The organism is Ruegeria sp. CDSC042 (assembly GCF_059610745.1).
In genome coordinates, this window is record NZ_JBXWOF010000013.1 from 17,379 (window position 1) to 38,795 (window position 21,417).

The window sequence follows — 21,417 nt, forward strand, 5'->3', positions numbered from 1 at the left end:
GGCTATGACCCGAGCGCCTTTTTTTCTGCAAACTCAATGTCGACTTCATGGCGCAACGAAGGTTCTCTGCCTGGCTTTTCGTACAGCCTGGGGCATCCATCGCAAAAACTGGCTGCTGCCTCGCGTTTGGAATGAGCACGCGGGTTCCAGACCTGCCGGCGCAGAGCTTTGTATTTTTCGTTGTTCCAGATGGTTTCAAGTGGTTCGTCGAAAACATTTCCCAACACATGCGGATCACGGTTCTTGTCGGAAACATATTGGCGGCCGGATCGCCAGAGACAGCAGGGAATCACATCGCCATCAAAGCGAATGACCGTGCTGCTGTGGGGCCAATGGCACCTTGGGGTGAGGGATGATGACAGGGGCGGGCCATTTTCAATCCGATCGGGATCGTCGTCTACGACGTTGTACAGATCTCCATTTGCATCGAACCGTAGCCCTTCAAACGTGGTAAAGGCGTCGATACCAATCTCGTCTACGATGGCCTTGACCTGATCCAGTTCATCCACGGCGTGATGGGGGAAAGAGATATGCTGTATTTCTACGAACGGAGATTTCAGACCCTTCCTCTTTTTATAGCCAGCCAGTAGTCGCAGGTTGTTCAGAACGAAATCCAGGCGTCCGCGAACACGGGTAACCTGAAAGCTTTCCTGCGTCGCGCCATCAACTGAGATTGTGATATGGCTAAGCCCGGCATCGACCAGGTCATGAATCCTCTCGGCTTTTAGCCGATAGCTGAAATGGGTGGTGATATGGCTTTCCAAACCGGCTGCGGTCGTGGCCCGGATCATGTCGTTGAGGTCCGGGTGTGCCAGAGGATCGCCATAGTAGAACAGGCTTACACCAAGCGCGCGATCTTTGATCTGGCCAATGATATGCCGGTACTGCTGAAGGCTGAGTTTGTCCTGCTTTCCGAAATTCTGATCGCTGAGTAATGGCCGGTTGCGTCGGGACGGGTTCGCATGGACGCAATGTGGACAGGCTAGTGAGCACAGCGGCGAAATATCAATTTTCACCAGAGACGGCAGCGGGGCGGCTTGTTGAGAGTGAAGAAGATAGCCCCGAACGTTGCGCAACAGGTTTGCCGATTGCTTCAAGGAAGGACGGCGCTGAATCCAGCGCAACCTTCTAATAACGCTTGAAACCAAAGGCATGGAGTATCCTCATTCATGAAGTCGAGGACGCCCTAAACGTGCGAGGCGAAAATGGTAAAACAGGCCGAAATAGCCCGATAGTTCACGGATATGTGATAGAATAGTGAAAATATGGGTCCGTAAAAGAAAAAAGATATTAAAATATATAAATTTGATAGATCTTATCTTTAGCCGAGAAATCCACAGGTCTATTTCAACGAAAGCCTGTAGTGGGATGTCTAAACAGTGTTTTCACTGCCATTCCCCCAATGCATACCGGCCAGACCGAATCTTCTGTTGTTAGCGTTATCTGGCGTTCTTATTTGAGCTTTGTCCCAAATAGGAACGCAAACGAAATCTGGAGAATACGCTCCGGTTTAGAAAGGAATATAGAAATGGCAAACACAGCAACTTTTTCCCGCGAAGGCTTTGGTCTGACCGCCCGCATCGCAACTCTGATCGCACGCGTGAAAGAGGCCTATGCCCTGCGCGCCGAATTCGGCCGCACCTATTCAGAGCTTCAGAACCTGACTGATCGTGAACTGAACGACATTGGTATCCGCCGGTGCGATATAAGTGATATTGCGCATAAGCACGTCTACTGCTGAGAACCTGGCAGGCTGAACAACACCGAGGCGCCATTTGGCGCCTCTTTTGATTCTGCGTGCTTGAAAGGCACAGGCACGGTGAAATTGGTCGCTCTGCATTGTGGATCGTTTGGAAATTTTCCATGAGAATTATTCGAGGGGGCTATGTCCCAATAACGCGATGACGAGGCTGACACAGTGCGAGACTACCAGATCGGCATGTTGTGGGTGGATGGCCCGCTGAGCTTTCTCGAGCAGCTCTGCATCAAATCCTATCTGGATACCGGTCAATCCGTTCGCCTCTACACCTATGGGAATGTCTCCGGGATACCTGAAGGTGTGGATACCCGCGATGCGCGCGATGTGATGCCTGGCACAGAATTCATTGCGCATAGCCGTACTGGTAGCCCGGCGCCGCATTCGGACAAGTTCCGATACCGCATGTTGGCGCAGGAGCCCGATTTGATATGGGCGGATACGGACGCCTATTGCATGCGTCCTTTCACAACGGAGACCGGGCATTTTTACGGAATGCTCGAAGGAGAGATTGCGATCGGCGTATTGGGCATTCCGTCAGACAGCCCGGCGCTGGATCTGCTCATCGAATATACAACGGACCCGTATCGGATTCCGCCATGGCTGCCCAAACGATATCAGGAACCCCTTCGTGCGGCACAGGATGCAGGTGATCCGATCAATGTGCCCTCGCAATATTGGGGCGCATGGGGTCCGTCAGCCTTTGCCTGGGCTTTACGGCAAACCGGCGAACACCAATTTGTTCTGCCTGAGCATGTGTTCTATCCGGTGAACTTTACCAGACGGCGCGCTTTGGCACGCCCAAACGCCGATTTATCCAGGTTCTTCCACGAGGACACAGTTTCCATTCACTTTTATGGTCGCCGGATGCGTTCGATCCTTAGGAACAGGTATAATGGCCTGCCAGATCCAGATAGCCTGGTGGGTAAGCTTCTGGCCAAACACCGGATTAATCCACTGGACGCGCCAATCCAAAATGCTGAAGGCTAGACAGTTTGGGTGTTGTTCACTTCAAAACTTGCATCCTCAGCCACAAAGCTGTATCGGGCTCCGGTGGCGTACTGCGCCGCAAGAATCAAAACCAAGAAATGCCGTGTTTGACCCATCACGCTTCGGGGTCATTTCCGGCGAAGGAGAAGCGAAATGAAACTGAATGAATTGCGCGACAACCCAGGCGCCACACCGAAACGGACCCGCGTCGGCCGTGGTCCCGGTTCCGGTAAAGGTAAAATGGGTGGCCGTGGTATCAAAGGTCAGAAATCCCGTTCGGGTGTGGCCATCAATGGCTACGAAGGTGGCCAGATGCCGCTGTACCAACGCCTGCCCAAGCGTGGCTTTAACAAGCCGAACCGCAAGGCGTTTGCCGTTATCAACTTGGGCCTGATCCAGAAATTCGTCGACGCCGGTAAGCTGGACGCCAAAGCCGCGATCACCGAGGACGCACTGGTTGCATCCGGTCTGGTTCGCCGTAAACTGGACGGTATCCGCGTTCTGGCCAAAGGCGAAATCAGCGCCAAGGTGACCCTGGAAGTAACTGGTGCTTCGAAAGCTGCCGTTGAGGCAGTCGAAAAAGCGGGCGGTTCACTGACGGTCACAAAAGCCGCTGCGGCAGAGTAAGCGCTTGTGAGCGGGCCAAGACCCGCTTACATAGACCTCAGAGTTTTCCAAGACGCCGCCCGAGCCGGAAAACGGTTCCGGGCGGTGTTTTCATAAGAGAGACCGATTTATGGTATCAGCAGCAGAACAAATGGCAGCCAACACTAGCTGGGCTGCTTTGGGCAAAGCCACCGATCTGCGCAACCGCATCCTGTTCACACTGGGTTTGTTGATCGTCTATCGCCTTGGCACTTTTATACCGGTGCCGGGGATCGACGGACAGGCCCTGCGTGAGTTCATGGAGCAAGCGGGGCAGGGCATCGGCGGTATGGTTTCGATGTTCACCGGCGGGGCGCTTGGGCGGATGGGTATCTTTGCCCTCGGCATCATGCCTTACATCTCGGCCTCGATCATCATTCAGCTGCTGACCTCGATGGTTCCCGCGCTCGAACAGCTCAAGAAAGAGGGCGAGCAGGGTCGTAAGAAGATCAACCAATATACCCGTTTCGGCACCGTGGCGCTGGCCACCGTTCAGGCCTATGGCTTGGCCGTTTCGCTGGAGTCGGGCGATCTGGCGACCGATCCGGGCCTCTATTTCCGTCTGTCGACTATGATTACACTGGTTGGCGGCACCATGTTCCTGATGTGGCTGGGTGAGCAGATCACCGCGCGCGGCATCGGCAACGGTATCTCTCTGATTATTTTCGTTGGCATCATCGCCGAGGTTCCGGCAGCGTTGGCTCAGTTCTTCGCAAGTGGCCGCAGCGGCGCAATCAGCCCCGCAGTGATCATCGGAGTGATTGTCATGGTCATCGCCGTGATCACCTTTGTGGTGTTCATGGAGCGCGCTTTGCGTAAGATCCACATTCAATACCCGCGCCGTCAGGCCGGTATGAAGATCTATGAGGGCGGCTCGAGCCACCTGCCGGTCAAAGTGAACCCGGCCGGCGTTATCCCGGCGATCTTCGCCAGCTCGCTGCTGCTGCTGCCGGTCACGATCTCGACCTTCTCGTCGGGCGCCACCAACGGTCCGGTCATGTCCTGGCTGCTGGCCAACTTTGGTCCGGGTCAGCCGCTGTACCTGCTGTTCTTTGCGTCGATGATCGTGTTCTTTGCCTATTTCTACACGTTCAACGTGTCGTTCAAGCCGGATGACGTGGCGGATAACCTGAAAAAGCAGAACGGTTTTGTGCCGGGTATCCGTCCGGGCAAGAAAACCGCCGAGTATCTGGAATACGTGGTCAACCGCGTTCTGGTTCTGGGTTCGGCTTATCTGGCGGCGGTTTGTCTGCTGCCTGAGATTCTGCGGGGCCAGTTTGCCATTCCGTTCTATTTCGGTGGTACTTCGGTTCTGATTATCGTCTCTGTGACCATGGATACGATCCAACAGGTTCAGAGCCACCTGCTGGCGCATCAATACGAAGGGCTTATCGAAAAGTCCCAACTGCGCGGGAAGGGTAAGAAACGCGGCAGGAAGGGACCCGCTCGTCGATGAACATCATTCTTCTGGGCCCCCCGGGGGCGGGTAAAGGAACGCAAGCGCGTCATCTTGTTGAAACACGCGGCATGGTGCAGCTGAGCACCGGAGACATGCTGCGCGAAGCCAAAACCTCGGGCACCGAGATGGGCCTGAAGGTTGCAGCCATCATGGATGCCGGCAAGCTGGTCACCGATGAGATTGTCATCGGCCTGATCGAAGAGAAGCTGACCACCGAAACCGGTGCCGGTTTCATCTTTGACGGTTTCCCCCGCACATTGGCACAAGCCGACGCATTGGCGGCTCTGCTGACCAAGTTGGGCCAGTCACTGCACACTGTGATCGAGATGCGGGTGGATGACGATGCCCTGGTGGATCGGATCACCGCACGTTCGACCTGTTCGGGCTGTGGCGAAGTTTATAATGACAAGACCAAGCCGATCCCGGCAGATGGTCGCTGCACCAACTGTGGTGAGCAAAAAGAGTTCACGCGTCGCGCCGACGACAACGAAGACAGCCTGCGCACGCGGTTGATGGAGTACTACAAAAAGACGTCGCCGCTGATTGGTTATTACTACGCCAAAGGCGATCTTCGCCCGGTCAATGGGTTGGCCGATATCAAGGAAGTGACTGCGTCGATCGAGGCCGTACTCGGCTAGCTCCAATATGGCCTTGACGCCAAGCGCAAAAGCCCATATCGACCCCCATCCCTAAAGGGAATCAAGATCGCAGGCGGGATTCGTCCTAACTGCCCCAACCACCTCGAATAATACTGGGCCCTCTGGCGTCACTGCCACGGTCAAGTGTTGTGAAAAAAGGTTCCGGAGCTACGGAACCGCAACAAAAAGGAAAGTGACACGTGGCACGTATTGCCGGCGTAAACATCCCGACTGCAAAGCGGGTACCTATCGCCCTCACATATATCACCGGTATCGGCAACACCTCGGCGCAGGCCATCTGCGAAGCCGTAGGCATTGAAGCGCACCGTCGCGTCAATGAGCTGTCGGATTCCGAAGTTCTGGCCATCCGCGAACATATCGACGCAAACTTCACCGTCGAAGGTGACCTGCGTCGCGAAGTTCAGATGAACGTCAAGCGCCTGATGGATTTGGGTTGCTACCGCGGTCTGCGTCATCGTCGTAACCTGCCCGTTCGCGGTCAGCGTACCCATACCAACGCTCGTACCCGCAAAGGCCCCGCAAAGGCCATTGCTGGCAAGAAGAAATAAGGAGGGTCTGACCGATGGCACGCGAAAAGACTCGTACCAAGAAAAAAGAGCGCAAGAATATCGCATCGGGCGTGGCCCATGTGAATTCGACCTTTAACAATACCAAGATCCTGATCTCAGACGTGCAAGGCAACGCCATTGCATGGTCGTCGGCCGGGACCATGGGGTTCAAAGGGTCGCGTAAATCTACACCGTATGCTGCTCAGATGGCTGCGGAAGACGCAGGTAAAAAGGCGCAGGATCACGGCGTCAAGACGCTGGAAGTCGAAGTTCAGGGCCCCGGTTCGGGTCGTGAATCGGCTCTGCGCGCACTGGCTGCAGTGGGCTTCAACATCACGTCGATCCGCGACGTGACGCCGATCGCTCACAATGGCTGTCGCCCGCCGAAACGCCGCCGCGTCTAAGCGAATTAGAATTGAGCTGGGGCCCGCATTTTCGCACGGCCCCAGCACGTCATTTTGAACCTCGGGCGTCTGCACCTTGTTGGTCATGGGGCGCGGACAGGAATGGAGGGATTACATGATCCACAAGAATTGGGCAGAATTGATCAAGCCAACCCAGCTGGAAAGCAAGCCGGGCAACGACCCTGCGCGCCAGGCAACGCTGGTTGCAGAACCGCTGGAACGTGGCTTTGGTCTGACACTGGGCAACGCCCTGCGCCGCGTTCTGATGAGCTCGCTGCAAGGTGCGGCCATCACCAGCGTTCAGATCGACAACGTCCTGCACGAATTCAGTTCGGTTGCAGGCGTGCGTGAAGACGTCACCGACATCATTTTGAACCTAAAGCAGGTCGCCCTGCGCATGGAGGTCGAAGGCCCCAAGCGTCTGTCGATCAATGCAAAAGGACCGGCAATCGTCACCGCAGGCGACATCAGCGAAAGCGCTGGCATCGAGGTTCTGAACCGCGATCACGTCATCTGTCACTTGGATGATGGTGCCGACCTGTTCATGGAACTGACCGTCAACACCGGTAAGGGCTATGTCTCGGCTGAAAAGAACAAGCCAGAAGATGCACCTATCGGCCTGATCCCGATCGACGCGATCTATTCGCCGGTTAAAAAGGTCGCCTATGATGTTCAGCCGACGCGTGAAGGTCAGGTTCTAGACTATGACAAGTTGACCCTGAAGATTGAGACTGACGGTTCGATCACCCCCGAGGACGCGTTGGCCTATGCTGCGCGCATCCTGCAGGATCAGCTGTCGATCTTCGTCAACTTCGATGAGCCGGAAGCGGCTGGTCGTCAGGACGAGGATGATGGTCTGGAGTTCAACCCGCTGCTGCTGAAGAAAGTAGATGAGTTGGAACTGTCGGTCCGTTCGGCAAACTGTCTGAAGAACGACAACATCGTCTACATTGGCGACCTGATCCAGAAGACCGAAGCCGAGATGCTGCGCACCCCGAACTTTGGCCGCAAGTCGCTGAACGAGATCAAAGAAGTGCTGTCCGGCATGGGTCTGCACCTTGGCATGGATGTCGAGGATTGGCCGCCCGATAACATCGAAGATCTGGCGAAGAAATTCGAAGACGCGTTTTAAGCGCGTCTTCCCCAATGCCCGGGCTGCCGGGGAATCAAGGGCGATCTTGCCCCAAGGAGAGTCGGTGACACGCATCGCCGGCCAGACAAAGCAAAACGCTAAAGAAGGAACTAGAAAATGCGTCACGCACGTGGTTACCGCCGCCTGAACCGTACTCATGAGCACCGCAAGGCTCTGTTTGCGAACATGGCTGGCTCGCTCATCGAACATGAGCAGATCAAAACAACTCTGCCCAAGGCAAAAGAACTGCGCCCGATCGTTGAAAAACTGATCACTCTGGGCAAGCGCGGCGACCTGCACGCCCGTCGTCAGGCCGCATCGCAGCTGAAAGAAGACAAAGACGTCGCAAAGCTGTTTGAAATCCTGGGCCCCCGTTACGCCGAGCGTCAGGGCGGTTATGTCCGGATCCTGAAAGCAGGCTTCCGCTATGGCGACATGGCCCCGATGGCGATCATCGAATTCGTTGACCGCGATCTGGACGCCAAAGGCGCTGCAGACAAAGCGCGTACCGCCGCCGAAGAGGCCGCAGACGAAGAATAAGAAAGCTTGGCTTTCATGTGAAAACCCCCGTGTCTCGGACGCGGGGGTTTTTCTTTTTCACAACTCTATCTCTGGCCTAGTTGATCCAACCGCGCTCTCGATAATATCGGGCCGCCCCTGGATGGAGAGGTGCTGGCATGCCATCGCCGATCATGTCAGTTGGTTGCAAACCTTTCAGCGCCGGGTGTCCGACCGCCAGTTGCGGCAGGTTTTCAAAGGTCGATTTCACAAAGGCATAGATATCGTCATCGGGTACGTTGGCACGGCTTAGAAGACTAGCCTTATAGCCGAATGTTCTGGATGGTGACGTCACCCCTGTATAGGTATTTGCAGGGATGGTCACTTTGCTGAGCGCCTCGGAGCCGGAAACCAGACGGTCGATATCGCGCCCGGAAAGTTCGACCAGTTGAATCGCGCATGTCAGGGCTGTTTTTTGAATCAGGCTTGACGGATAGCCGACGACACTGGCGACGACGTCAATCTCGCCCGCGCACAAAGCCTTTCGCTGGAGGCCCATCTCTCCGAGTTTGATCGTGCTAAATCCCGAGATGTCCCAGCTTCCGGCATAGGGAAGCTTTCTGACCAAGCTGGATGCCGATCCTCCCAATCGGACACGCTTTCCATCCAGTTTATCAATGGAACTGATTCCGGACCCTTTGCGTACAACAACTGTCAGGGGTGCACTGTGGATCGAAAATAATGAGCGCAGAGTTGTGTCCGGCCCTTTGCCTTCGAAATAGGCTGCCCCCAACAGCGCGTCATTGACCCAGTCGGACCGCGCCACGACGATGTCGAACTTGCCACTGCGCAGCTTTGGAAGGTTTTCCTTCGGGCCACCTGTTGGCCGTGCGCGGCATTTATTACCGCTCGTCCCTTTGATAAATGATTTGCACAGCAGCTTGCCGACGTTGAAATAGTACCCGGTTTTACCTCCGGTCCCCATGGTCAGTTTGGTATCCGCCTGTACCGCCGGGGCGACTATCCCAAGGGTTATGATCAACGCGAGCGAGAAAAGCCGCCCGCGCGACAGGCATTTCAGAGTGAATGACCTCAAAACAATTTTTCCTTCAAATGCAATTTGTGTTTGGCGGACATTCCCAGCCCGTCCGCCCCAAGTCAACGCGCCCTGTGCCTTAACATGCTTGCAATCCCTGCGCGGGCCTCGCATATCCGAAGGGCGCCCAATAGACGGATGGATCATGCGGAAAGTCTTGTGTTCACTCTTGCTGACTGTTGCTGCGGTTTCAGCCAAGGCCGAAACAAAAGTACCTCAAACGCAGGCCGAAATCAGCCTTGGTTTTGCGCCCGTCGTGAAACAGGCCGCGCCGGCGGTGGTGAATATATACGCCAAGATTGTGCGCGAAGGGCGCTCGAACTCATTGTTCTCTGATCCGTTCTTTCAGGATTTCTTTGGCGGCGGCTTTGGCGAACCGCGACCGCGCGTTCAGAATTCGCTGGGGTCGGGTGTGATCCTGACGGATGACGGTTATGTGGTCTCTAACTATCATGTTGTTGGTTCAGCGACAGAAATACGGGTCGTCACGACGGACCGGCGCGAGTTTTCGGCCGAGGTGGTTCTGGGCGATCAGGAAAGCGACATCGCCATTCTACGTCTGAAAGATGCCGAGGCGTTGCCTTCGATCGACATGCGGGATTCCGATTTGGTTGAGGTGGGTGAATTGGCTCTGGCCATCGGCAACCCGTTCGGCGTCGGGCAGACGGTATCATCGGGCATTATCTCGGGGCTGGCGCGGACCGGTACGGCGACGGGCAATGCGCGGGGCTATTTCATTCAGACGGACGCGGCGATCAATCCCGGCAATTCGGGCGGGGCGCTGATCGATGTAAACGGTGATCTGATTGGCATCAACACCTCGATCCTGACACGTTCTGGCGGATCGAACGGGATCGGCTTTGCCATCCCTGCCAATCTGGTTGCTGAATTCCTGCGGCAAGCGCAGGCCGGCAATGACAGTTTTGTCAGCCCTTGGGCCGGAATGGCCGGGCAGCACATGAGTGCGGATATCGCTGAGTCTCTGGGCTTGGTTATCCCGCAGGGTGTGGTGATTTCGGATCTCCATGCGCTCAGCCCGTTGGCCGAGGCAGGGTTGCAGGTTGGGGACGTCGTGACCCATGTCGACGGGGATGAGGTGAACTCGCCGGCAGAGATGAAATTCCGCATGTCAGTGGCCGGTGTGGGCGGCACGTCGGTGGTGACGCGGCTGCGCGGCGAGGACCGAGCTGAACTTGAGGTCGCTTTGGTCAAAGCGCCCGAGGTTCCGGCAGCGGAAATGACGACGCTGAACGATGAAACCGTGATGCCAGGCCTGACCGTGTCGCGGATCAACCCTGCTGTTATCGCGCGGCTGGGGCTTTTGCTGTCGCAGACGGGGGTGGTTGTGGTCGACGCCGGCCGCTATGGCGGTCGGTCCGGGCTGCGTCCGGGCGATGTGGTCGATGGGATAAACGGCGCGCGGGTCGAGCGACCTGCTGATGTCGTGAAGGCGCTGACCGATCCGGGGCGTCGGATCAATCTGGATATCCTCAGGGGCGGGCGGCCGGTTTCCCTGCGGTTCAGGCTGTGACCGGATGAGTGACCTTTTCGATACCGGGTCATCTGACCCTGCGCCGCCTGTACATCGCCCGCTGGCCGACAGATTGCGCCCGCAAACGCTGGCCGAGGTGATCGGGCAGGAACAGGTGTTGGGCCCGGATGCGCCTTTGGGCGTGATGCTGGCCTCGGGCAGTCTGTCGAGCCTGATATTCTGGGGGCCGCCCGGTGTCGGCAAGACCACGATCGCGCGGCTTTTGGCGCAAGAGACGGACCTGCATTTTGTGCAGATCAGTGCCATCTTTACTGGTGTACCCGACCTGAAGAAAGTGTTCGAAGCTGCGAAGATCCGGCGTCAGAACGGGCAGGGGACGTTGCTGTTCGTTGACGAAATCCATCGCTTCAACAAGGCGCAGCAGGACGGGTTTCTGCCGCATATGGAGGATGGCACGATCCTCCTGGTCGGGGCGACCACGGAAAATCCATCGTTCGAGCTGAACGCCGCTGTGCTCAGCCGGGCACAAGTGCTGGTGCTGGAACGGCTCAGCCCTGCCGATCTAGAACGCCTGACGCAACGTGCTGAAAAAGAATTGGATCGCGCGTTGCCACTGGACCCGGCGGCCCGAGCTGCGCTGCAAGAAATGGCCGATGGCGACGGGCGCGCGCTGTTGAACCTGATCGAACAGGTGGCCGCGTGGAAAGTGGATGGCCTGCTAGACACTGACGCTTTGTCGACCCGGCTCATGCGCCGTGCTGCGAAATACGACAAGTCGGGGGATGAGCATTACAACCTGATCTCGGCCCTGCATAAATCGGTGCGGGGGTCCGACCCCGATGCCGCCCTGTACTGGTTCGCGCGAATGCTGACGGGAGGCGAGGACCCAAGATATCTGGCGCGCCGGATCACGCGAATGGCGGTCGAGGACATTGGTCTGGCGGATCCGCAGGCGCAGGCGATCTGCCTGCAATCGTGGGAAACCTACGAACGCTTGGGCAGCCCCGAGGGCGAGCTGGCGTTGGCGCAGGCGCTGGTCTATCTGGCGTTGGCGCCGAAATCGAACGGGGCCTATGTGGGCTATAAGGCGGCGATGCGTCTGGCCAAGCAATCGGGCAGCGAGCCGCCGCCCAAGCATATCCTGAACGCGCCGACCTCTTTGATGAAGGATCAGGGCTATGGCGCGGGCTATGCCTATGATCACGATGCCGAGGATGGGTTTTCCGGCCAGAACTACTTTCCCGAAACCATACCGCGCCCGGTTCTGTATCAACCTGTTGAGCGTGGGTTTGAACGTGAGCTGAAGAAACGGCTGGACTACTTTGCCAAGCTGCGTTCGCAACGGAAACCAGACTAGCCCGGCTTGACTCTTTGGCCGATGCGCGCGACAGACGCGCATGTTTTCTGGGACAATGTTTACAGCGTGGTCCGGGCGGGTCTGCCGCGCGGCGCAAGGGGCAATGGCATGAGTGGCGTGCAGATGATAACGGTTGCGGATGGGGATGGCGATCAGCGGGTGGACCGCTGGCTGCGGCGCCTGTTTCCGCATGTCAGCCAAGGGCGCATCGAAAAAATGTGCCGCAAGGGCGAACTGCGTGTGGATGGCGGACGGGCCAAGGCCTCGACCCGGCTTGAGGTCGGCCAGGTCGTACGCGTGCCACCTCTGCCGGATGCGGACCACAAACCGGTCGAGGTGAAACCGCGGATCACAGATGCGGATGCCAAGATGATGCAGGCTTGCGTGATTTATCGCGATGATCACGTGATCGCGCTGAACAAACCGCAGGGCTTGCCGGTGCAAGGCGGCAGCGGCCAGACCCGCCATGTGGACGGCCTGTCCGAGGCGCTGCGCTTTGGATATGACGAAAACCCGCGATTGGTGCACCGACTGGACAAGGATACCTCGGGCGTGCTGTTGCTGGCCCGCACACGCGAGGCCGCCAAAGCACTGACCGCCGCATTCCGTCACCGTGACACGCGCAAGATCTACTGGGCTCTAGTCGCTGGGGTGCCGACCCCTTATCTGGGCGAGATCAAGACCGGTTTGGTCAAGGCCCCGGGCCATGGCAGCCAGGGCGAGGGCGAAAAGATGACCCCCGTTCATCTTAACGAAATCAACGACACGCCAGGCGCGAAGCGGGCGCATACGCTCTATGCCACGCTCTACCGCGTGGCCGGACGCGCCGCCTGGGTCGCGATGGAGCCGATCACCGGCCGCACCCATCAGCTGCGTGCGCATATGTCCGCGATTGGGCATCCGATCATCGGCGACGGGAAATACGGCGGCTCGGGTCAAGAGAACCTGGGCGATGGCTGGGGTGCACAGCTGGGCGGCGTGATCAGCAAAAAGCTGCATCTGCATGCACGGCAAGCGTCGTTTCAGCACCCGGTGACGCGCAAGAAAATCACGGTCACCGCACCCTTGCCTGATCATATGAAACACAGCTGGGACACATTCGGATGGGCCGAAGACCTGGCTGCGGATGATCCGTTCGAGTCTCTGCAATGAGCAGACCCTTGCGTCTGGTACTATTTGATGTGGACGGTACCCTGGTCGATAGCCAGGGCAGCATTATTGCGGCCATGACCGCCAGCTTTGATGCCTTGTCTCTTCCGGTACCGGATAGGGCGGGGATCTTGTCCATAGTCGGATTATCTCTGCCACAAGCCATGGCACAGTTGGTGCCCGAGTGTTCTGCTGTGGATCAGGGGCGGTTGGTAGAGGGCTATAAACAGGCCTATCACGCACATCGGCTGGAACAGGGAATGGCCAGTTCGCCGCTCTACCCCGGAGCCCGTGAGGTTATCGAGGCACTGCATGCAATCCCCGAGATGTTGCTGGGCGTGGCGACAGGCAAATCGCAACGTGGTCTGGATGCTTTGATCGAAGGTCACGGTCTGCAGGGCTATTTCGTGACCCGGCAGGTCGCAGATCACCACCCGTCAAAACCGCATCCTTCGATGATCGACACGGCAAGGGCCGAAACCGGCGTCGATGCGGTTGATACGGTCATGATCGGGGATACCCGATTCGACATGGATATGGCCGCCGCCGCCGGTGTCACCGGAATTGGCGTAACCTGGGGGTATCACGAACAGCCTGCCTTGGCCGCTGCCTCTCGTATTATCGAAACGTTTGACCAGTTGCCGGGCGCACTGGACGATATCTGGACCTGAAGACATGAGTGACTGGAAACCGAAACGATTTTGGACTGCATGTCAGGTGGTAGAGGCCGATGGCGGATTTACGGTCGAATTGGACGGTCGTAGGGTCAAAACACCTGCGCGGGCCGGACTTATCCTGCCGACCTTGCCGATGGCTCAGGCCATTGCGGCCGAATGGGACGCGCAGGAAGAACAGGTTGACCCAGGGACGATGCCCTACACGCGTTCGGCCAATGCAGCCATCGACAAGGTACAGATTCAGCACGCCGAAGTTGCAGACATGCTGGCCGATTATGGCGATTCGGATTTGCTGTGCTATCGCGCCGCTCACCCGCAAGAGTTGCAGCAGCGGCAAGCTGAACAGTGGGACCCGGTGTTGGACTGGGCCGCGGAAGCCATGTCGGTTCGCCTGCGGCCCGTCACAGGTATCCTGCATCAGCCGCAAGACGTGGCGGCGCTGGATCAGTTGCGCCGGCGAGTGCATGATTTCAACAACTTCCAACTGGCTGCCTTCCACGACCTGGTCAGCCTTTCGGGCTCGTTGATCCTTGGGTTTGCGGCCACTTCCGATTGGTGTGATGCGCAAGAGATCTGGCGGATTTCGCGGTTGGACGAGCTGTGGCAAATCGAACAATGGGGCCATGACGACGAGGCGCATGAAGCAGCCGAAGTCAAACGTTCTGCCTTTTTACACGCTAAACGCTTCTACGACGTCTCTGATTGATCTTAGATTTCTGAATTTTTACCGCTCTGATGGACATCTGTGAGTTGATCCATCGTTTTCCCTGATCCGACCCTTGACGTTTGTTTATGAATGCGACCAAACTCGTGCGCACTAAAGGGGAGACACCTTTGGGGAAACCTTTCTGGTACCTGAGGTGCCGGATAGAACCGTCCCTGAACGGGATGGACAATCAGGAAGAGGTAAAAATGAAAAAATCCGTAATCTTGGGCGCGGCCACAGTTGCCGGTCTGGCCGCAGGCGCAGCCATGGCGGGAACCGTGGACGACGTCAAGGCGCGCGGTAAGCTGAACTGCGGTGTGACCACCGGTCTGGTCGGCTTTGCCGCGCCCGACGCAAATGGTGAATGGCAGGGCTTTGACGTTTCGTTGTGCCGCGCCGTTGCCGCTGCGGTTCTGGGTGACGCAAGCGCCGTTGAATTCGTTCCGACCACAGGTAAGACACGCTTTACCGCGCTGGCTTCGGGCGAAATCGACATGCTGGCCCGGAACACCACCTGGACCTTCAGCCGCGACGTAGACCTGAAGTTCGAATTCGTCGGTGTAAACTATTACGACGGTCAGGGCTTTATGGTTCCCAAAGCGCTGGGCGTAAGCTCGGCCAAGGAACTGGACGGCGCGACTGTCTGCATCCAGACCGGCACCACCACCGAGCTGAACCTGGCGGATTTCTTCCGCTCGAACAACATCAGCTACGAGCCGGTTCCGATCGAAACCAACGCAGAAGCGCAGCAGCAGTATCTGGCTGGCGCATGTGACGTCTATACCACCGACGCATCGGGCCTGGCCGCAACGCGCGCCACGTTCGAAAACCCCGGTGATCACATCCTGCTGCCCGAAATCATCTCGAAAGAGCCGCTGGGCCCGCTGGTCCGTCATGGCGACCACGAGTGGGGCGACGTTGTTCGCTGGACACTGAACGCACTGGTTTCGGCTGAAGAGCTGGGTGTGACCTCGGCGAACATCGACGAGATGTCTGCTGGCACCGACAACCCCGAAGTGAACCGTCTGCTGGGCAGCGAAGGCACTCTGGGTGAGATGCTGGGTCTGGACGCACAGTGGGCAATGCGCGCTATCAAGGCGGGTGGTAACTATGGTGAGGTCTTTGCCAAGAACATCGGTGAAGAAACCCCAATCGGTCTGGCACGCGGCCTGAACGGTCAGTGGACCGATGGCGGCCTGCTGTACTCGCCGCCGTTCCGCTAATATCCATTGAAGAGGGCGCAGTTCATCCTGCGCCCTTTTTCAATCCATAAGAAACAGTCCCGGTTAGATTGAACAGAGATCAACTCTGTCTGCGAATAACGGGATGACACGGGGATATACATAGGTCATGTCGACTCTCACTGACCCGCCAAAGGAGCAGTTCCGGCTGTCCATGCTCCTTTACGATACGCGGTACCGATCTGCGACCATCCAGGTCATTGCAATGATCGGTTTCATGCTTTTGGCAGCCTGGATCATTTCCAACACCATTCAGAACCTCGAAGCACTTGGTAAACCCGTAGAATTCGGGTTCTTCGGCGAACCTGCAAGTTACGATATCAACCAACGCCTGCTGGAATACGATTCTCGAGACAGCCACTTGCGTGCTGGGCTTATCGGATTGCTAAACACACTTGTTGTTGCAGTTCTCGGCTGTATCACGGCGACGATTATCGGTGTTTTCGTTGGTGTATTACGGCTTTCAAACAACTGGTTGATCGCGCGGATCATGACTGTTTATGTCGAGATGTTCCGTAACGTGCCTGTGCTGCTTTGGATCGTTCTGGCTATGGCCATTCTGATCGAAGGTTTACCGGCACCCAATGCATTCCGAGGTGAAACCCCGACGGCCACGATGGATTTTTTCAACTCTGTCGCCGTCACCAATCGCGGTGTCTATATCCCAGAGCTCCTGTTTTCACGCAGTCTTGGCGATATCCACTTGTTTGGTGCGTCCAGCTTACGCTTCGACATTTCATTGGATCTGGTCGCCTTTCTGGTCGTTTTGGCGGGCAGCATTTTTGTGATGCGCAAAGTATCCGCTAATGCCGCTGCAAAACAGGAAGCAACTGGTGATCGCCCAACCATCTGGCACATTCAGTTGGGTATACTGTTTGTGCCGATGTTGATCCTGCTGACTGCGTTGGGATTCCATTTGGGATACCCGGAACTGAAAGGGTTCAACTTCAAAGGCGGCACCCATTTGCGGAACTCGCTTATCGCATTGTGGTTGGCCCTGTCCCTTTACACTGCAGCTTTCATCGCTGAGATCGTGCGGGCCGGAATTCTCGCCATTTCCAAGGGGCAGACCGAGGCCGCCGCAGCGCTGGGTATACGCCCGAGCCGGATTATGCGTCTGGTGATCCTGCCGCAAGCGTTGCGCGTGATCATCCCGCCAATGATCTCGAACTACCTGAACCTGACCAAGAACTCGTCTCTGGCGATTGCGGTGGGATATATGGATATCACAGGTACCCTGGGTGGCATCACCATGAACCAAACCGGCCGCGAGCTGGAATGCGTTCTACTGCTGATGCTGGTCTATCTGTGCATCTCGCTGAGCATCTCGGCAGTGATGAACTGGTACAACAATAGTGTCAAATTGGTGGAGCGGTAATATGAGTGATGTTTCATTTGTCCGCGCGGAAATGTTGCCGGAGAAAGCGCCACCAGCGTCCGAAGTGGGAATAGTAGGTTGGGTTAAGCACAATCTGTTTTCTGGTTGGTTCAATTCGATCCTGACTTTGGTTTCGCTCTATGCGATCTACTATGTGTTGTCGGGCGTTCTGCCATGGACGTTCCAATCCGTCTGGAATGCCAATTCACTGACTGAGTGCCGTGAGATCATGATGGCAACCTGGGGAGACACCCATGGTCATGCTTGCTGGGCTGTCATCAATGATCGCTGGCTGCAGCTGTTGTTCGGATTCTACCCGAGCCATCTGTACTGGCGGCCGATTCTGGCGCTTGTTCTGTTGCTGGTTGCTCTGGCACCAGTGCTGTATTCGGACCGTGTTCCGAGCAAGTTGCTGATCTTTAGCGCGATCTACCCCTTCCTGATGCCTTGGTTGATGTGGGGTGGTACCATCTGGGGGCCATTGTCGGCGGCACTTGGATTTGTTGCCGGCTGGGCCGTCTACACCGTCGTCAGCAAGCAACAAAGCGAATTGCTCGGGATGATCGGTGGTGCAGTGGCTGCGTTGATCTGGTGGCTGTTTCTATCTAGCTACTTCGTTGGTGCCATGGATTCGATCCTGCCGATCGGTATCGAAGCCGTGCAAAGTCGTCAGTTCGGTGGTTTCATGCTGGCGATCCTGCTGGGTGTTGTGGCCATCGGTGTCTCGCTGCCGATTGGTATCGTGTTGGCGCTGGGCCGTCAGTCGGACCTTCTTATCGTCAAATACATGTGTGTGGGCTTTATCGAGTTCATTCGCGGCGTACCGCTGATCACGCTACTGTTCGTGGCCTCGCTGCTGTTGAACCTGTTCCTGCCACCAGGCACCAATTTTGACATCATCCTGCGGGTGATGATCATGATGACCCTGTTCTCAGCCGCCTATATGGCCGAAGTGATCCGGGGTGGCCTGGCTGCATTGCCACGCGGTCAGTACGAGGGCGCCGACAGTTTGGGCCTGAACTACTGGCAGGCACAGCGTTTGATCATCATGCCGCAAGCCCTGAAAATCTCAATTCCGGGCATCGTGAGCACATTCATCGGGATCTTCAAGGATACGGTTCTGGTGTCGATCATCGGACTGTTCGACGTGCTTGGCCTTGCCAACGCGATCCGCGCTGATACCGCTTGGAACGGCATCTACTGGGAACTGTTCGCTTTTATCGGCGCGCTGTTCTTCGTCGTCTGCTTCTCCATGTCCCGTTATTCCATGTATCTGGAGCGCAAGCTTCAGACTGGCCATCGTTAAGGAGTTCAACACATGTCTGAACTTGCAATAGACCGCGAAATCGACCGATCCAAGATGCAGGTGAGCGACGAGGTCGCCATCGAAATCAACAACATGAACAAGTGGTATGGGTCTTTCCATGTGCTGCGCGACATCAATTTGACCGTCAATCAGGGCGAGAGGATTGTTATCGCGGGGCCGTCAGGGTCGGGTAAGTCCACCCTGATCCGCTGTCTGAACGCGCTGGAGGAACACCAGCAAGGTACGATCATGGTGGATGGGACGGAACTGTCGAATGACCTGAAAAACATCGACAAGATCCGGTCCGAGGTCGGGATGGTGTTCCAGCACTTCAACCTCTTCCCGCATCTAACCATTCTGGAAAACTGTACGCTGGCCCCGATCTGGGTGCGCAAGACGCCCAGGAAAGAGGCTGAAGAGCGTGCGATGCACTTCCTAGAGAAGGTGAAAATCCCAGAACAGGCCGACAAGTATCCTGGCCAGCTTTCGGGTGGTCAGCAGCAGCGTGTTGCGATTGCCCGTTCGCTCTGCATGATGCCGCGGATCATGTTGTTCGACGAACCTACATCGGCGCTGGACCCTGAGATGATCAAAGAGGTGCTCGACACTATGATCGAGCTGGCCGAAGAAGGCATGACCATGCTTTGTGTGACCCACGAGATGGGTTTTGCCCGTCAGGTCGCCAACCGCGTGATCTTTATGGATGCCGGTCAGATTGTGGAACAGAACGAACCAGAAGAGTTCTTCAACAATCCGCAAAGCGAGCGGACCAAGCTGTTCCTGAGCCAGATTCTGGGCCATTGATCCCGATCGGAAGAACCTTGAAAGGCGGGGTTTTTGCCCCGCCTTTTTTATTCCGGCAACTCGCGTGGAATGACGAACCCCAAGACATCCCCACTGTGCCACCGAAGCGCGGCCCAGGAGTTGATCTCGAACTGTATGACTGTTGTTGCGCAGGTCGGGTAGTCATCGAAACGGCCGTGATCTGGCGCCTGCCGCACAAGCTGTCTGGCGAATTCAGCGATCCCGGGGTTGTGGCCCAGCATCAGCACGGTTTGGCCAGAAGCCTGTGATAGGGCCCGCATCATAAGATCGGGACCGGCCAGATACAGCGAGCGTTCGAACTGGATCAGATCAGCCTGCAGCCCCATTCGATCCCACGTCTCGCGGGTTCTGAGGGCGGTAGAGCTGAGCACCTCATTCGGTAGCCAGCCATTCCTGAGTAGCCAGCCGGACACAGCAGGTGCGGAGCAGCGTCCACGTTTGTTCAGTGGCCGATCATGATCGCTGAGCGTCGGCTCATCCCAACTGGATTTGGCATGGCGGGTCAGGATCAGGGTGCGAGTCATGACGGGTGAAAAGACCTCATGTGGTGGGCGGATTGTTCTGGGTCCCGCCCGGCCCCGGGGCTGAGAGGGCAGGCCAGGCGCGCAAGGCAGCCACCGGTCATGCAGGTTTGGCCCTGCTCTGTGTTCAGATGCCCGTGGCAGGCCTCAACGTCATAGAAGCTGTGGGTGTTCAGGGCCCCGACTGGGCAGGTCTGAGCGCAAGGGGCATCGCATGTAACACAGGGCGATGAGTTATGGGCACCGGGAATCTCGAATTCCTGATCAAAATGCAGCGCGCCGCGATACGAGATCATCATACCGACCGTGTCATGCACCAAGGCGCCAACAGGGCTGCTGAATGTACGCCCCGATTTCAGCGCCCAGTCGATAAACGGCACATAGGGTGGGCCACCGAATGGGAAATAGGCTTGCGCCCCCAAATCCTGCGCCATCTGATTGACGACGCGGTACGACCACCGGTCAACAGGGTCGGGACCTTGCCATTCAGGGGCTGATTTCAAAACAGGCCAGAACGTAGGCCCTGCACCTAGCAGGATCAGGGTGCCGCTGTCCAAGTGCTTGGCATTAGCGCGCCCAGGATGCAATGCACCCATCACGATAAGCCCAACCTCAGCTGCCGCGCTGTCGACACGTTGATAAATGTTCGGGGAAGGTGCGGTTTGTTCTGTCATGTCACCTCCGTCGCAGTCGATCAATCGGGTCGGATCAGCGACCCAGCTCCGTGTTCGGTGAACAGTTCCAGTAGCACCGCATTGGGCGCGCGCCCATCCAGTATGACTACGGCCCGTACCCCACTATGTAGTGCGTCCAGCGCCGTTTCGGTCTTGGGGATCATTCCGCCTGCGATGGTCCCGTCCAGGGTCATCTCGCGGATCTGACCGGCTTTTAGCTCGGTCACGACCTCTCCGGCAGCGTTCTTGACGCCTGATACGTCGGTCAGCAACAGCAGACGGTCTGCCTTCAAGGCCGAGGCGATGGCACCGGCGGCGGTGTCACCGTTGACGTTGAACGTCTCACCTTCGCGCCCAGCGCCCAGAGGCGCAATTACCGGGATCACGTCATGCGTAAACAGATCGTGCAGGATTTCGGGTTTCATCTCGGAAGGAGAGCCAACAAACCCCAGCGAAGCATCGGTTTGATCACAGATCATCAGGTTGGCGTCCTTGCCCGACAGGCCAACCGCAGTCCCTCCCTGTCCGTTGATGGCCTGAACAATGCGTTTGTTCACGAGGCCGGACAGGACCATCTCGACCACTTCGACAGTCGCCTTGTCCGTCACACGCTTACCGTTCACGAAATCGGATTGGATATCGAGCTTATCCAGCATCGCGTTGATCATGGGACCGCCGCCATGTACCACAACCGGGTTGATGCCCACCTGGCGCATCAGAACCACGTCACGGGCAAAGCTTTCCATCGCTTCATCGCTGCCCATGGCGTGTCCGCCCAGCTTGATGACGACAATGGCCCCGTCATAGCGCTGCAGATAGGGCAGTGCGCTGTTCAATGTGGCGGCGGTGGCGATCCAATCCCGGTTCATATCTCTTGTCTTCATGGCTAAGGTCCCTCTGGCCC

At 57.0% G+C, this 21,417-nt stretch carries 23 protein-coding genes; 18 read left to right on the forward strand and 5 right to left on the reverse strand.

The annotated features are described in order from the left end of the window. Window positions 1–2: 2 nt before the first annotated feature. Complete coding sequence (locus AC2FHX_RS19570) at window positions 3–1,016, reverse strand: radical SAM/SPASM domain-containing protein (RefSeq protein ID WP_496703483.1); 1,014 nt, start codon at window positions 1,014–1,016, stop codon at window positions 3–5. Between the two features lie 512 nt (window positions 1,017–1,528). Here AC2FHX_RS19570 and AC2FHX_RS19575 point away from each other — a divergent pair. From AC2FHX_RS19575 to rplQ, 9 genes are all read left to right on the forward strand, one after another. Further along, window positions 1,529–1,741, forward strand: coding sequence for a DUF1127 domain-containing protein (locus AC2FHX_RS19575; RefSeq protein ID WP_496691902.1), 213 nt, complete (start codon window positions 1,529–1,531; stop codon window positions 1,739–1,741). Window positions 1,742–1,918: 177 nt separating this feature from the next. Next, the gene (locus AC2FHX_RS19580; RefSeq protein ID WP_496703481.1) at window positions 1,919–2,746 is read left to right on the forward strand and encodes a hypothetical protein; all 828 of its coding nucleotides are present in this window, start codon (window positions 1,919–1,921) and stop codon (window positions 2,744–2,746) included. 153 nt (window positions 2,747–2,899) lie between these two features. After that, window positions 2,900–3,373 carry a 50S ribosomal protein L15 gene (gene rplO, locus AC2FHX_RS19585; RefSeq protein WP_142639772.1) on the forward strand — a complete coding sequence of 158 codons (474 nt, stop codon included), beginning with the start codon at window positions 2,900–2,902 and terminating at the stop codon, window positions 3,371–3,373. A 109-nt stretch (window positions 3,374–3,482) separates the two neighbouring features. Continuing rightward, complete coding sequence (gene secY, locus AC2FHX_RS19590; RefSeq protein WP_142639770.1) at window positions 3,483–4,847, forward strand: preprotein translocase subunit SecY; 1,365 nt, start codon at window positions 3,483–3,485, stop codon at window positions 4,845–4,847. Then, on the forward strand, window positions 4,844–5,488 hold the full coding sequence (locus AC2FHX_RS19595) for an adenylate kinase (RefSeq protein ID WP_142639768.1): 645 nt from the start codon (window positions 4,844–4,846) through the stop codon (window positions 5,486–5,488). The genes secY and AC2FHX_RS19595 overlap by 4 nt, the downstream gene beginning before the upstream one ends. Window positions 5,489–5,688: 200 nt before the next feature. Continuing rightward, the gene (gene rpsM / locus AC2FHX_RS19600; protein WP_142639766.1) at window positions 5,689–6,057 is read left to right on the forward strand and encodes a 30S ribosomal protein S13; all 369 of its coding nucleotides are present in this window, start codon (window positions 5,689–5,691) and stop codon (window positions 6,055–6,057) included. Window positions 6,058–6,071: 14 nt separating this feature from the next. Further along, on the forward strand, window positions 6,072–6,461 hold the full coding sequence (rpsK, locus tag AC2FHX_RS19605) for a 30S ribosomal protein S11 (RefSeq protein ID WP_037311698.1): 390 nt from the start codon (window positions 6,072–6,074) through the stop codon (window positions 6,459–6,461). A 115-nt stretch (window positions 6,462–6,576) separates the two neighbouring features. Next, window positions 6,577–7,593 carry a DNA-directed RNA polymerase subunit alpha gene (locus AC2FHX_RS19610; RefSeq protein WP_281995981.1) on the forward strand — a complete coding sequence of 339 codons (1,017 nt, stop codon included), beginning with the start codon at window positions 6,577–6,579 and terminating at the stop codon, window positions 7,591–7,593. Between the two features lie 117 nt (window positions 7,594–7,710). Beyond that, window positions 7,711–8,133, forward strand: a complete 423-nt coding sequence (gene rplQ / locus AC2FHX_RS19615) for a 50S ribosomal protein L17 (protein WP_142639761.1) — start codon at window positions 7,711–7,713, stop codon at window positions 8,131–8,133. A 76-nt stretch (window positions 8,134–8,209) separates the two neighbouring features. On the opposite strand, the gene AC2FHX_RS19620 is transcribed toward rplQ, so the two are convergent. Then, a complete protein-coding gene (locus AC2FHX_RS19620; RefSeq protein ID WP_496703479.1) occupies window positions 8,210–9,187 on the reverse strand; it encodes a TAXI family TRAP transporter solute-binding subunit in 978 nt (325 codons plus the stop codon). Between the two features lie 145 nt (window positions 9,188–9,332). Here AC2FHX_RS19620 and AC2FHX_RS19625 point away from each other — a divergent pair, with 145 nt between their 5' ends. The 9 genes from AC2FHX_RS19625 to AC2FHX_RS19665 all read left to right on the forward strand — a co-directional run bounded on the left by AC2FHX_RS19625 (window position 9,333) and on the right by AC2FHX_RS19665 (window position 19,297). Beyond that, window positions 9,333–10,718, forward strand: a complete 1,386-nt coding sequence (locus tag AC2FHX_RS19625; RefSeq protein WP_496703477.1) for a trypsin-like peptidase domain-containing protein — start codon at window positions 9,333–9,335, stop codon at window positions 10,716–10,718. A gap of 4 nt (window positions 10,719–10,722) precedes the next feature. Beyond that, window positions 10,723–12,036: a replication-associated recombination protein A gene (locus AC2FHX_RS19630; protein ID WP_496703475.1), complete on the forward strand. Its 1,314-nt coding sequence runs from the start codon at window positions 10,723–10,725 to the stop codon at window positions 12,034–12,036. A 108-nt stretch (window positions 12,037–12,144) separates the two neighbouring features. Next, the gene (locus AC2FHX_RS19635) at window positions 12,145–13,188 is read left to right on the forward strand and encodes an RluA family pseudouridine synthase (protein ID WP_496703495.1); all 1,044 of its coding nucleotides are present in this window, start codon (window positions 12,145–12,147) and stop codon (window positions 13,186–13,188) included. Then, window positions 13,185–13,856, forward strand: coding sequence for an HAD-IA family hydrolase (locus AC2FHX_RS19640; protein WP_496703473.1), 672 nt, complete (start codon window positions 13,185–13,187; stop codon window positions 13,854–13,856). The genes AC2FHX_RS19635 and AC2FHX_RS19640 overlap by 4 nt, the downstream gene beginning before the upstream one ends. A gap of 4 nt (window positions 13,857–13,860) precedes the next feature. After that, entirely contained in the window at window positions 13,861–14,568 is a 708-nt protein-coding gene (locus tag AC2FHX_RS19645; RefSeq protein WP_496703472.1) for an ATP12 family chaperone protein, read from the forward strand. Between the two features lie 206 nt (window positions 14,569–14,774). After that, a complete protein-coding gene (locus tag AC2FHX_RS19650) occupies window positions 14,775–15,791 on the forward strand; it encodes an amino acid ABC transporter substrate-binding protein (RefSeq protein ID WP_142639749.1) in 1,017 nt (338 codons plus the stop codon). A gap of 127 nt (window positions 15,792–15,918) precedes the next feature. Continuing rightward, the gene (locus tag AC2FHX_RS19655) at window positions 15,919–17,187 is read left to right on the forward strand and encodes an amino acid ABC transporter permease (protein WP_496691910.1); all 1,269 of its coding nucleotides are present in this window, start codon (window positions 15,919–15,921) and stop codon (window positions 17,185–17,187) included. A 1-nt stretch (window position 17,188) separates the two neighbouring features. Beyond that, complete coding sequence (locus AC2FHX_RS19660) at window positions 17,189–18,493, forward strand: amino acid ABC transporter permease (protein WP_142639745.1); 1,305 nt, start codon at window positions 17,189–17,191, stop codon at window positions 18,491–18,493. A 12-nt stretch (window positions 18,494–18,505) separates the two neighbouring features. Continuing rightward, window positions 18,506–19,297, forward strand: coding sequence for an amino acid ABC transporter ATP-binding protein (locus AC2FHX_RS19665; RefSeq protein WP_142639743.1), 792 nt, complete (start codon window positions 18,506–18,508; stop codon window positions 19,295–19,297). A gap of 47 nt (window positions 19,298–19,344) precedes the next feature. Here AC2FHX_RS19665 and AC2FHX_RS19670 read toward each other — a convergent pair whose 3' ends face one another. The 3 genes from AC2FHX_RS19670 to argB are packed head-to-tail and all read right to left on the reverse strand — an operon-like array spanning window position 19,345 to window position 21,397. Continuing rightward, window positions 19,345–19,842 carry a SixA phosphatase family protein gene (locus AC2FHX_RS19670; RefSeq protein WP_271951999.1) on the reverse strand — a complete coding sequence of 166 codons (498 nt, stop codon included), beginning with the start codon at window positions 19,840–19,842 and terminating at the stop codon, window positions 19,345–19,347. Continuing rightward, a complete protein-coding gene (locus AC2FHX_RS19675) occupies window positions 19,839–20,513 on the reverse strand; it encodes a ferredoxin (protein WP_496703470.1) in 675 nt (224 codons plus the stop codon). Before AC2FHX_RS19675 ends, AC2FHX_RS19670 begins: the two co-directional genes overlap by 4 nt. 20 nt (window positions 20,514–20,533) lie before the next feature. Then, window positions 20,534–21,397: an acetylglutamate kinase gene (gene argB / locus AC2FHX_RS19680; RefSeq protein WP_142639737.1), complete on the reverse strand. Its 864-nt coding sequence runs from the start codon at window positions 21,395–21,397 to the stop codon at window positions 20,534–20,536. Window positions 21,398–21,417 lie beyond the last annotated feature (20 nt).